This is a genomic window from Pseudomonas sp. FP597 (assembly GCF_030687435.1).
GTDB classification, from domain to species: Bacteria; Pseudomonadota; Gammaproteobacteria; order Pseudomonadales; family Pseudomonadaceae; genus Aquipseudomonas; species Aquipseudomonas lactucae.
In genome coordinates this window covers 1,221,153-1,232,847 of record NZ_CP117432.1, presented here as the reverse complement: position 1 = coordinate 1,232,847, position 11,695 = coordinate 1,221,153, and the positions used below count along the sequence as shown (strand labels likewise).

At 60.6% G+C, this 11,695-nt stretch carries 8 protein-coding genes; 7 read left to right on the top strand and 1 reads right to left on the bottom strand.

The window, feature by feature from the left end:
- Positions 1-146: 146 nt before the first annotated feature.
- Positions 147-1,271, bottom strand: a complete 1,125-nt coding sequence (locus PSH66_RS05660; RefSeq protein WP_305428536.1) for a polysaccharide deacetylase family protein — start codon at positions 1,269-1,271, stop codon at positions 147-149.
- Positions 1,272-1,391: 120 nt separating this feature from the next.
- Here PSH66_RS05660 and yaaA point away from each other — a divergent pair, with 120 nt between their 5' ends.
- The 7 genes from yaaA to algG all read left to right on the top strand — a co-directional run bounded on the left by yaaA (position 1,392) and on the right by algG (position 11,687).
- Positions 1,392-2,171, top strand: a complete 780-nt coding sequence (yaaA, locus tag PSH66_RS05655) for a peroxide stress protein YaaA (protein WP_141064051.1) — start codon at positions 1,392-1,394, stop codon at positions 2,169-2,171.
- 825 nt (positions 2,172-2,996) lie between these two features.
- The gene (locus PSH66_RS05650; RefSeq protein WP_305428535.1) at positions 2,997-4,313 is read left to right on the top strand and encodes a nucleotide sugar dehydrogenase; all 1,317 of its coding nucleotides are present in this window, start codon (positions 2,997-2,999) and stop codon (positions 4,311-4,313) included.
- Between the two features lie 83 nt (positions 4,314-4,396).
- Positions 4,397-5,878 carry a mannuronan synthase gene (gene alg8, locus PSH66_RS05645; RefSeq protein WP_181408617.1) on the top strand — a complete coding sequence of 494 codons (1,482 nt, stop codon included), beginning with the start codon at positions 4,397-4,399 and terminating at the stop codon, positions 5,876-5,878.
- 37 nt (positions 5,879-5,915) lie between these two features.
- Positions 5,916-7,082 carry an alginate biosynthesis protein Alg44 gene (locus tag PSH66_RS05640; protein ID WP_141064050.1) on the top strand — a complete coding sequence of 389 codons (1,167 nt, stop codon included), beginning with the start codon at positions 5,916-5,918 and terminating at the stop codon, positions 7,080-7,082.
- Between the two features lie 8 nt (positions 7,083-7,090).
- On the top strand, positions 7,091-8,635 hold the full coding sequence (gene algK, locus PSH66_RS05635; RefSeq protein WP_305428534.1) for an alginate biosynthesis TPR repeat lipoprotein AlgK: 1,545 nt from the start codon (positions 7,091-7,093) through the stop codon (positions 8,633-8,635).
- Complete coding sequence (locus tag PSH66_RS05630; RefSeq protein ID WP_003171923.1) at positions 8,632-10,119, top strand: alginate export family protein; 1,488 nt, start codon at positions 8,632-8,634, stop codon at positions 10,117-10,119. The genes algK and PSH66_RS05630 overlap by 4 nt, the downstream gene beginning before the upstream one ends.
- A complete protein-coding gene (gene algG / locus PSH66_RS05625; protein ID WP_003171922.1) occupies positions 10,119-11,687 on the top strand; it encodes a mannuronan 5-epimerase AlgG in 1,569 nt (522 codons plus the stop codon). Before PSH66_RS05630 ends, algG begins: the two co-directional genes overlap by 1 nt.
- Positions 11,688-11,695: the final 8 nt, after the last annotated feature.

The window sequence follows — 11,695 nt, the reverse complement described above, 5'->3', positions numbered from 1 at the left end:
TGACGCTTTTTTGAAGTTTATTTTTCAGGATGACGAATAGCACTAGCCGAGTACCATGCACCCCGTTAAAGTCGGAAGTCGGCCTGTATCGAAATGTCGCAGAAAATTGCCCCGAAAACACCCCAACCCCAACAGGGCCGGGCACCTCAACGAAATGCCTCGCGGCAGTCCTGCCACCCCAGGCCACTCTGCGCCGTTGCCTGCAACAACAGCGGCAATGCCACCCGCGCCTTGTCCTGGGTGTCGTGAAACACAATCACCCCTTTGCGCCACAACAGCATCAGCGTCAGCACCCGTTGCGCCGACTCTTCGGCCTTGAGCTTGCCCGGCTCGTCCTGGGAATCGATGTCCCACAACGCTACCTGCACACCCTGCGACTGGAAGAATCCCTGGCTGTCCGCCCGGCGCTGACCATAAGGCGGGCGGAACAGCGGCACATAGTTTTCCGGCATCAGGTTCTGCACCAGCGCGGCGCTGCGGGTGATCGAACTTTGCCAGTCCACCCAATGGCTGTGTGAGCGGTATTGCCAGCCCTGGGTGCCGACGCACTGACCCTGGTACAACGTCTCCACCTCGGCGGCGGAACTGCGCTCCACGCGGGCTTGCAGGCTGCTGCCGAGGGCGAAGAACGTGGCGCTCAGCTTTTGTTTGCGCAAATAGTCGACAAGCCAGTCGGTATTGCCGCTCACCGGCGCCGGGCCGCCGTCAAAAGTCAGCAGGAACAGGCGGTCGTTGAATTCATCACCATTGCGCTCATGGTCGCCAAAGCGCGCGACTTCGCTGCTGATCTGCGGGAACAGCGCGGCCTTGCGCAGCAGTTCGTCCAGGTAGCGCGCATGGAAAGCGTGGCTGGGAGCGGCCCAGCCTATATAGAAGGAATCTGCGCTGACCTCGAACTTGCCGGCCTCCTCGCGCAGGTCGTCCATGTTTTCCACCAGGTAGCAGAACGAGGCATCCTCCTCGCAGCTCTGTTGGGCGGCCGTGTAGTTCTCCAGCAGGCGCTGCCAGAGCTGGCGACGCAGGTCGTCGATGGCGGCCAGGTTGATGATCTTCAAGCCCAGGCGCTGCTTGAGCGCCGCCTCATCCAGGGCTTCACTGGCCAGCAGGCTGCGGGAGAACATCAGGATTTCCGCGCGCGAAGCCACATCGAACAGCGCCGGGCTGCTGAGTTTTTCGGGCCAGGTGTCGCGGTCCAGGCTGGCGATGTCCACCGGCGCCGCTTGGGCGGTGACACATAGCAAACAAGCCGACAATAAAAGCGCTAATCGCACACGGGGTCTTCCTTTCCATAGTTACCGGCCATCATAGCGGATCGTACCTATCGCCATCATAGGTGGAGTCAAAACGCCCCAGCCCCTAGAATCGCGCCCACGATTACAGGAGACGACTTCATGCTGATGGTGATTTCCCCCGCCAAGACCCTCGATTTCGAGTCAAAGCCGGTAACCCCGCGCTTCACCCAGCCGCAATACCTCGACCACTCCCAAGAGTTGATCGAACAGTTGCGCGCGCTGAGCCCGGCGCAAATCAGCGAGCTGATGCACGTGTCCGACAAGATCGGTGGCCTCAACGCCGCGCGTTTCGGCAGCTGGACCCCAGCCTTCACCCCTGAGAATGCCAAGCAGGCGCTGCTCGCCTTCAAGGGCGACGTGTACACCGGTCTCAACGCCGAAACCTTCGACGACGCCGATTTCAGCTACGCCCAGGACCACCTGCGCATGCTCTCGGGCCTGTACGGCCTGCTGCGCCCTCTGGACCTGATGATGCCGTACCGCCTGGAAATGGGCACCAAACTGGCAAATGCGCGTGGCAAGGACTTGTACGCGTTCTGGGGCACCCGCATCAGCGAGTGGCTCAACGAAGCGCTGGCCGAGCAAGGCGATGACGTGCTGCTCAACCTCGCCTCCAACGAGTACTTCTCGGCGGTCAAGCGCACAGCCCTGAACGCGCGGATCATCAACACCGAGTTCAAGGACCTCAAGAACGGCCAGTACAAGATCATCAGTTTCTACGCCAAAAAAGCCCGCGGCATGATGAGCCGGTTCGTGATCCAAGAGCGCATCAACGATCCGGCCAGGCTCAAGCAGTTCGATGTGCAGGGCTATCGCTTCAATGCGGAGCAGTCCAAGCCGGATAACCTGGTGTTTTTGCGCGATCACGCACCGGAATAAGGCGAGACAGACACAGAAGATCAAATGTGGAGGGAGCAAGCCCCTCCCACATTTTTGATTGCATTTCACATCACAAGCGTCATTAATTTGGCGTCAAAAAACATCATGAAGCAACTCTAACAATTCTTTCACTCGACATTCGTCGTTTTTTTTCGTAGTGGCACCACTTTTTTCAATCAGTAGTGGCACAAAACTATCCCATCGCGCCAACTACCTGTAACTACTGGCTCAAATAGCAAGTGCTATCAATATAGTACCAGTGCCATCTATTCCAATATTTCAAAAAATTTCGGCAAACAGGATGAGCGGCCAGGAACTTCACCCAAAACCACTGCTCATACCACCGGTAACGAAATTCTCTGTTCCTGTAAGAGATGACTTACATACCGACCCAATGAAGTAGCAAAGTTGCCTCATCAACTTTGACTCACGGGTCATATCATCAATTGAGATGAGTTGAGGGCGGCGATAAGGATGATTTGCTATCCCCTATAGGCCAAGGCAGCGCTTACCCAAATGTGTCGGTGCCAACGCTTAAGAGATTGATATCCAAGGGCTAACCGCCTCTATCAAGGCTCTACGGCGCCGGCGTCAGATCCTTCCCCCCGGAAGACTGGCTGCATTTGAGGGCAAGCCCCAATAACAAGGCCACGTTGCGCACAACTTGAGTGCAATAGTTAGTCACTCACTATTAAACATGCCTGTACGCGGTAAGTCGGCGTCTATTCGCCCAACTTCCGTGGCATTAGTGACGCTTGCAAACATGAACTCCGGCCATCTATTGGCACAATTAACACCGTCTTCAATGACAACGAGGTAAATGCGATGCGCATCAGCATATTTGGTTTGGGTTACGTTGGCGCAGTCTGTGCCGGTTGCCTGTCTGCCCGTGGCCACGACGTGGTCGGCGTAGACATCTCCAAGGAAAAGATCGACCTGATCAATGCCGGCAAATCGCCGATCGTTGAACCGGGTCTGGGCGAACTGTTGAACCAAGGCATCGCAACCGGTCGACTGCGTGGCACGACCAACTTCGCCGAAGCCATCCGCGATACCGACCTGTCGATGATCTGCGTCGGCACGCCAAGCAAGAAAAACGGCGACCTGGAACTCAATTACATCGAAGCCGTGTGCCGCGAGATCGGTTTTGTCCTGCGTGACAAAGCCACCCGCCACACCGTGGTGGTACGCAGCACCGTACTGCCGGGCACCGTGGCCAACGTGGTGATCCCGATCCTCGAAGACTGCTCCGGCAAGAAAGCCGGCGTCGATTTCGGCGTCGCGGTCAACCCGGAATTCCTGCGTGAATCCACCGCCATCGCCGACTACGACCTGCCACCGATGACCGTTATCGGTGAATTCGACAAAGCGTCTGGCGATGTCTTGCAGTCGCTGTACGAAGAACTCGATGCGCCGATCATCCGCAAGGACATCGCCGTTGCCGAGATGATCAAGTACACCTGCAACGTATGGCACGCCACCAAAGTGACGTTCGCCAACGAGATCGGCAACATCGCCAAGGCCGTCGGCGTCGACGGGCGTGAAGTGATGGAGGTGGTCTGCCAGGACAAGACCCTCAACCTGTCCCAGTACTACATGCGCCCAGGCTTCGCGTTCGGCGGTTCGTGCCTGCCCAAGGACGTACGCGCCCTGACCTACCGCGCCAGTTCCCTGGACGTGGAAGCGCCGCTGCTCAACTCGCTGATGCGCAGCAATGAATCCCAGGTGCAGAACGCCTTCGACATCGTCTCCAGCCACGACAAACGCAAAGTCGCCCTGCTGGGCCTGAGCTTCAAGGCCGGCACCGACGACCTGCGCGAAAGCCCGTTGGTGGAACTGGCGGAAATGCTGATCGGCAAGGGCTTCGACCTGAGCATCTACGACAGCAACGTCGAGTACGCCCGTGTCCACGGTGCGAACAAGGACTACATCGAAGGCAAGATCCCGCACGTGTCGTCCCTGCTCAACTCGGACTTCGACGACGTGATCAACAACTCCGACGTGATCATCCTGGGCAACCGTGACGAGAAATTCCGCGCCCTGGCGCAGAACGCTCCGGACGGCAAGCAAGTGATCGACCTGGTGGGCTTCATGTCCAAGGCCACCAGCGCGAACGGCCGTACCGAAGGCATTTGCTGGTAACAGCAACGGCAAGTTTCGCGCTGCACGTGGCCTGATCCCCAGCACGTGCAGCGCGAAGCCTTCTTCACCTTCGGATGACGCTTATGTCCAAGTTAAAACACGTACTACTGCAATCCGCCGGCTGGCTGTTCTTCCTCAGCCTGCTGATGGGTCTCGCCCTGCTATTGCCGGCGAGTACGTTCGACTCCGAGTCGAAGAATTTTATTTTCCTGATTGGCGCCGTCGGTATCTGGCGCTACTCGATGGGGGCTACGCATTTCTTTCGCGGCATGCTGTTCCTGTATGTGGTGTACCCGCACCTGCGCCGCAAAGTGCGCAAGCTGGGCAAGGCGGCCGACCCGTCCCACGTGTTCCTGATGGTCACCAGTTTCCGCATCGATGCGCTGACCACCGCGCAGGTCTACAGCTCGGTGATCCGCGAAGCCATCGAATGCGGCTTCCCCACCACCGTTGTCTGCTCGCTGGTGGAAATGTCCGATGAGCTGCTGGTCAAGAGCCTCTGGGAAAAGATGAACCCGCCCGAACACGTCAAGCTCGACTTCGTGCGCATCGCCGGTACCGGCAAGCGCGACGGCCTGGCCTTCGGTTTCCGCGCCATCTCCCGCCACCTGCCGGATGACCGCGCCGTGGTAGCGGTGATCGATGGCGACACCGTGCTCGCCGAAGGCGTGGTACGCAAGACCGTGCCGTGGTTCCAACTGTTCGGCAACGTCGGTGGCCTGACCACCAACGAATTCTGCGAAGTGCGCGGCGGCTACATCATGAGCGAATGGCACAAGCTGCGCTTCGCCCAGCGCCACATCAACATGTGCTCCATGGCCCTGTCCAAGCGCGTGCTGACCATGACCGGTCGCATGTCGGTGTTCCGCGCCAGCGTGGTCACCGACCCGGGCTTTATCGCCGACGTGGAAAGCGACTCGCTGCAACACTGGCGCCTGGGCCGTTTCAAGTTCCTCACCGGTGACGACAAGTCCAGCTGGTTCAGCCTGATGCGCCTGGGCTACGACACGTTCTACGTGCCGGACGCCGCGATCAACACCGTGGAACACCCGCCGGAAAAGAGCTTTATCAAGGCCAGCCGCAAGCTGATGTTCCGCTGGTACGGCAACAACCTGCGCCAGAACTCCCGTGCACTGGGCCTGGGCGTAAGCCGCCTGGGTCTGTTCACCAGCGTGGTGCTGTTTGACCAGCGCGTGTCGATGTGGACCTCCCTGCTCGGCCTGACCGTGGCAATCATCGCCACCTTCAAGTACGGCGGCGCGTTCATCCTCGCGTACCTGCTGTGGATCGGCATCACCCGCCTGATCCTCACGCTGCTGCTGTCGTGCTCCGGGCACAAGATCGGCCCGGCCTACCCGCTGATTCTCTATTACAACCAGATCATGGGCGCACTGGTGAAGATCTACGTGTTCTTCCGCCTTGATCAACAGTCCTGGACCCGCCAGGACACCAAACTGACCCGCGATTTGGCCAGCTTTCAACGTTGGTTCAACACCTGGTCGTCTCGGACCATGACCTTCTCCGCCGGCAGCATCTTCGTTGCCGTGTTGCTGATGATGGTCTGACCCTGCCAAGCCTGAATTAACTAGGAACTAGAACATTATGAACAGCCAAGTAAACGCCAACGTTGTCCACGAATCCGAAGCCCAGCGCCAGCATGCCCGGGTCAAAATCCCGGCCAAGCTGCGCTTCTTCAACAGCGACCGCACGCCGACCGAAGCACGGGTGATCGACCTGTCCGCCGGCGGCCTGGCGTTCACCGCCACCCAGCCGCTCACCGTCGGCCAAGTGCATAAGGGCCGCCTGCAGTTCGTGATCGATAACCTCGGCCTGGCGATGGACGTGGAGCTGCAGATCCGCTCCTACGACCGCCAGAGCGGCCGTACCGGGTGCCAGTTCCAGAACCTCGACGCCCAGGATATTTCCACCCTGCGCCACCTGATCACCTCGCACTTGTCCGGCGACATCGTGACCATGGGCGACGTGCTGGCGACCCTGCAACGCGACAACTTCACCAAGGCACGCAAGGTCAAGGACGGCGGCAGTGGCATGAGCTTCTTCGGCCGGCTGCGCGCCGTGACGTTCAGCCTGGCGATCTTCCTGGTCGGCCTGGCCGCGTTCGGGTTCGTGTTCAAATCCATCTACGGCATGTACTTCGTCAGCCACGCCCAGGCCGGCCTCGTCAGCGTACCCGGCATGAACGTAACCATGCCGCGCGACGGCACCGTGCAAAGCCTGCTCAAAGGTGACGCGGTTGCCGCCAAAGGCGCACCGTTGGCGACGTTCAGCACCAGCATGCTTGATGTGCTCAAGGGCCATCTGGATGAAGACCAGCTGCAACCGGCCAAGGTTGAAGAACTGTTCGGCAAGCAAATGACCGGCACCCTGACCTCGCCGTGCGACTGCGTGGTCGCCCAGCAACTGGTCGCCGACGGCCAGTACGCCAGCAAGGGCGATGTGATCTTCCAATTGGTGCCACGCGGCAGCCAGGCCAACGTGGAAGCGCGCTTCACCTATCGCCAGTTCGGTGACGTACGCCCAGGCACGCCGGTGACCTTCCAGGTCGCCGACGAAGAACAAGTGCGCACCGGCACCATCGTCAGCAGCACCAGCCTGAACAGCGCCGACCTGTCCTCCGACATCCGCGTGCAGATCAAACCTGATGCACCGCTGGACAGCACCTACGCCGGCCGTCCGGTAGAAGTGACCAGCGACCGTGGCCCATCGCTGAACTGGCTGATCGATAAAGCCATGGCTCACGGTCTGTAAGCGAGGACATGCCTGTGAACCCTATTTCAAGAACAAAACAATCCCTGTGGGAGCGGGCTTGCTGTGGCGAGGGAGCTTGCTCCCGCTCGACAGCGCAGCTGGAGCCGGCTCTTGGGGGCGCTGCGCACCCCAGCGGGAGCAAGCTCCCTCGCCACAAAGACATTGCCCACTTTGGTTCGGTAGCTCTGCTTGCCCTGGCCGTCAGCCTCGCCGGTTGCGCCGGCCTGCCCGACCAACGCCTGGCCAACGAAGCATTGAAGCGCGGCGACACCGTCACCGCCCAGCAGAATTACCAGCAACTGGCAGAGCTGGGTTACAGCGAAGCCCAAGTGGGCCTGGCCGATATCCAGGTCGGCACCCGCGACCCGGCACAGATCAAACAGGCCGAGGCCACTTATCGCGCAGCGGCAGCGACCTCGCCGCGTGCCCAGGCCCGCCTCGGTCGCCTGCTGGTGGCCAAGCCCGGCAGCACCGAAGCCGAACACCATGAAGCCGAAGGCCTGCTGAAAAAAGCCTTTGCCAATGGCGAAGGCAACACCCTGATCCCGCTGGCGATGCTGTACCTGCAATACCCGCACAGCTTCCCCAACGTGAACGCCCAGCAGCAGATCAGTAAATGGCAAGCCGCCGGTTACTCGGAAGCCGGTCTGGCCCAGGTGCTGCTGTATCGCACCCAGGGCACCTACGACCAGCACCTGGATGATGTGGAGCGCATCTGCAAGGCCGCGCTGAATACCACCGACATCTGCTATGTCGAGCTGGCCACGGTCTACCAGAAAAAACAGCAGCCGGAGAAACAGGCCGAACTGCTCAAGCAGATGGAAGCCGGCTACAGCGCGGGAACCGTCACCGCCCAGCGGGTCGACAGCGTCGCCCGCGTGCTCGGCGATGCCACCCTGGGCACCCCGGACGAAAAAACCGCCCAGGCCCTGCTGGAAAAAATCGCCCCTGGCTACCCGGCGTCCTGGGTCAGCCTGGCGCAACTGCTCTACGACTTCCCCGAACTGGGCGACGTCGACCAGATGATGAAGTACCTCGACAACGGCCGCGCCGCCGACCAGCCACGCGCCGAACTGCTGCTGGGCAAGCTCTACTACGAAGGCAAGTGGGTGCCGGCCGACGCCAAGGCCGCGCAAGCGCACTTCGAAAAAGCCGTGGGCAGGGAAGTCGCCGCCGATTACTACCTCGGCCAGATCTACCGCCGTGGCTACCTGGGCAAGGTCTACCCGCAAAAAGCCCTGGACCACCTGCTCACCGCTGCGCGTAACGGCCAGAACAGCGCCGACTTCGCTATCGCCCAACTGTTTTCCCAAGGCAAGGGCACCAAGCCCGACCCCATCAACGCCTATGTCTTCAGCCAGTTGGCCAAGGCCCAGGACACCCCCGAAGCCAATGACCTGGCGGCCCAGCTCGAAGCGCCCCTGACGCCGGAACAACGCGCCCAGGGCCAACGCCTGGTGCAACAGGAACTGGCTGCGCGCGGCACCCTGGCCCAGAGCACGTTGCAACTGCACGCTCTGGATGAAGAAGACGACGGCGAGGAATCCCTATGAAGCTCAATCCATTCGTCAAGGCTGGTATCGGCCTGACCTTCGCCCTGCTGTGGTCGTGCCCGACCCTGGCGGCGCTGACCGAAGCCAAGAACTTCGGTCTGGAAGTCAAAATCACCGGCCAGTCCGAAGACGACCGTGACCTCGGCACGCAGAAAGGCGGCGACGTCAACGGCGTCGGTATCGACCTCCGCCCCTGGATCTACGGCGAAAGCGGCAACTGGAGCGCCTACGCCATGGGCCAGGCCGTTGCTTCCAGCGACATCATCGAGACCGACACCCTGCAACAGTCGGCCGATGACGAAAACCAGCAGACCAGCAACAGCGACCGCAAGACCAAGAAAAACTACCTGGCCATGCGCGAGTTCTGGGTCGGCTACAGCGGCTTCACGCCCTACCCCGGCGAGATCCTCAAGCTCGGCCGCCAGCGCCTGCGCAATGACGACGGCCAATGGCGCGACACCAACATCGAAGCGCTGAACTGGACCTTCGACACCACCTTGCTCAAGGCCAATGTCGGCGTCGCCGAGCGTTTCAGCGAATACCGCACCGACCTCAAGGAACTGTCGCCCAAGGACAAGGACCGCCAGCACCTCTACGCCGACGCGTCCTACCAGTGGACGCCGGGGCAGTGGATCGGTCTGCGCGGTCACCACACCCATGACAACGGCAAGCTCGACTACCCGCAACCGGGCGTGCCCACCGACTCGCTGGACAAGCGCGAGAACGGCGATCTGACCTGGCTCGGCATCGAAGCCAACAGCGATGCCTATAACTGGCGCAACACCAACACCGTCAACTACTGGGCCAGCATCACCGGCATGCAGGGCGACCGCGACACCGTCAACGCGCTGAACGCCGACGGCACCCGCCCCACCAACGCCAAGCGCAGCGATGACGTGAGCGGTTGGGCCACCGACCTGGGCATCCGCCTGCGTCTCGACCCGCAGTGGCAAGTGGGTGCGGCCTATGCCCGCGCCAGCGCCGAATACGAGCAGAACGGCCTGCAAAGCAACCGTTCGAACTGGACCGGCACCCAGTCTCGCGTGCACCGCTTCGGCGAAGCGTTCCGTGGCGAGATGAACAACATGCAGTCCATGAGCCTGTTCGGTTCCTGGCAACTGCGCGAGGACTACGACGCAAGCCTGGTGTACCACAAGTTCTGGCGCGTCGACGGCAACAAGCCAGTGGGCAGCAACGGCATCGATGCGGTGCAGAACAACACCGACGACGTGACCGGCGCGATTCTGTCCAGCACGTCCCTGCCGCTGGAAGACGGCAAGAAAGACCTGGGTCAGGAGATGGACCTGGTGGTCACCAAGTACTTCAAGACCGGCCTGTTGCCAGCCGCGTTGAGCCAGTCGGTCGAAGAGCCGTCGGCGCTGGTGCGCTTTCGTGCCGGTGTGTTCAAACCGGGCGACGCCTATGGCAGCCAGGTCGACTCGTACATGCACCGCGCCTTTGTCGACGTGATCTGGAAATTCTGATGGGAGCCTGTGCAATGAATGCTCAAAGCCTACTCGTCGCGGCAATGCTGATGGCCAGCGCCACAGCGTTTGCCGATACGGCGGCCAAGGCGCCGACCATCGCCAAGGAACTCCAGCAGGCCAAGACCTACACCATTTCCAGCCCGCCGACCGCGCCGCTGGAAATGGCCAAGCCGGCCCTGCCCGACCTGTCGGGCTACACCAGCGCCGCCATCGAGAAAAAGATCGTGCGCGGCAAACCCGGCAAAGTCAGCATCCGTCGCATGATGCAGGAAGACGCGCTCAAGGACTTTATCGGCGGCGATAACAAGATGGCCGAATGGGTGGTGCGCCAGCACGGCATTCCCCAGGCGATCTTTGTCGACGACGGCTATATGAACCTCAAGGACCTGCTCGGCAAAGTGCCCAAGCAGTACCTGAGCGAAATCTCACCGGGGGTGTTCCTGGCCAAGTTGCCGATTGTGGTCGGGCGCAAAGGCATCCTGGAAATCGATAAGAAAACCCAGGAACTGCGCCTGTCCCAGCAAGCCGGTTCGTTCCTGATCAACGACGGCCAGCTGTTCGTGCGCGACACCAAGATCACCGGTTGGGACGAGAAGGCCAATGGCCCGGCGCTGTTCAAGTCGCCCAAGGAATTTCGCCCATTCCTGCTGGCCTGGGGCGGCACCGAGACCTACATCGCCAACAGCAAGATGGCCAGTTTCGGCTACGCCAACAGTAAGTCGTACGGGGTGAGTATTTCCCAGTACACGCCGAACATGGCCAAGGTGCTCAAGCGTGCGGAACCGACCGGCTGGATCATCGATTCCGAGTTCTCGGACATGTGGTACGGCTTCTACTGCTACGAGACCACCGGCTTTGTGATCAAGGGCAACACCTACAAAGACAACATCGTCTACGGCATTGACCCCCACGACCGTTCCCACGGCCTGATCATCGCGGACAACACCGTATACGGCACCAAGAAGAAGCACGGCATCATCATTTCCCGGGAAGTGAACGACAGCTTCATCTTCAACAACCGCAGCTACGAGAACAAACTCTCGGGCCTGGTGATCGACCGTAACAGCGTGAACAACCTGATCGCCGACAACGAGATCTACCGCAACCACACCGACGGCATCACCCTCTATGAGAGCGGTGACAACCTGCTGTGGGGCAACAAGGTGATCAGCAACCGGCGCCACGGCATCCGCGTGCGTAACAGCGTGAACATCAAGCTGTACGAGAACACCGCCATGGCCAACGGCCTGACCGGCGTGTATGGCCACATCAAGGATCTGACCGACACCGACCGTGACATCGCCCTCGACCCGTTCGATGCCAAGGTTTCGCTGATCGTGGTCGGCGGTGAGCTGGCGGGTAACGGCAGCGGGCCGCTGTCCATCGATTCGCCGTTGAGCATCGAGCTGTACCGCGTGTCGATGCTGGCGCCGACCAAATCCAGCGGCATCAGCTTCTCCGGTGTTCTTGGCGATCGCCAGGAAGAGATTCTCGACCTGCTGGTGCGCCAGCAGAAAGCCGTGCTGATCGACCCTGTCGAACGCCAGACCGAAATGCAGGACTGAGGATGACC

Excerpts from the sequence above, each read along its gene's own strand:
- alg8 (WP_181408617.1), top strand. The coding sequence starts at position 4,397 with ATGTCCAAGTTAAAACACGTACTACTGCAATCCGCCGGCTGGCTGTTC.
- PSH66_RS05640 (WP_141064050.1), top strand. The coding sequence starts at position 5,916 with ATGAACAGCCAAGTAAACGCCAACGTTGTCCACGAATCCGAAGCCCAG.
- PSH66_RS05650 (WP_305428535.1), top strand. The coding sequence starts at position 2,997 with ATGCGCATCAGCATATTTGGTTTGGGTTACGTTGGCGCAGTCTGTGCC.
- algK (WP_305428534.1), top strand. The coding sequence starts at position 7,091 with ATGCCTGTGAACCCTATTTCAAGAACAAAACAATCCCTGTGGGAGCGG.
- yaaA (WP_141064051.1), top strand. The coding sequence starts at position 1,392 with ATGCTGATGGTGATTTCCCCCGCCAAGACCCTCGATTTCGAGTCAAAG.
- algG (WP_003171922.1), top strand. The coding sequence starts at position 10,119 with ATGGGAGCCTGTGCAATGAATGCTCAAAGCCTACTCGTCGCGGCAATG.
- PSH66_RS05630 (WP_003171923.1), top strand. The coding sequence starts at position 8,632 with ATGAAGCTCAATCCATTCGTCAAGGCTGGTATCGGCCTGACCTTCGCC.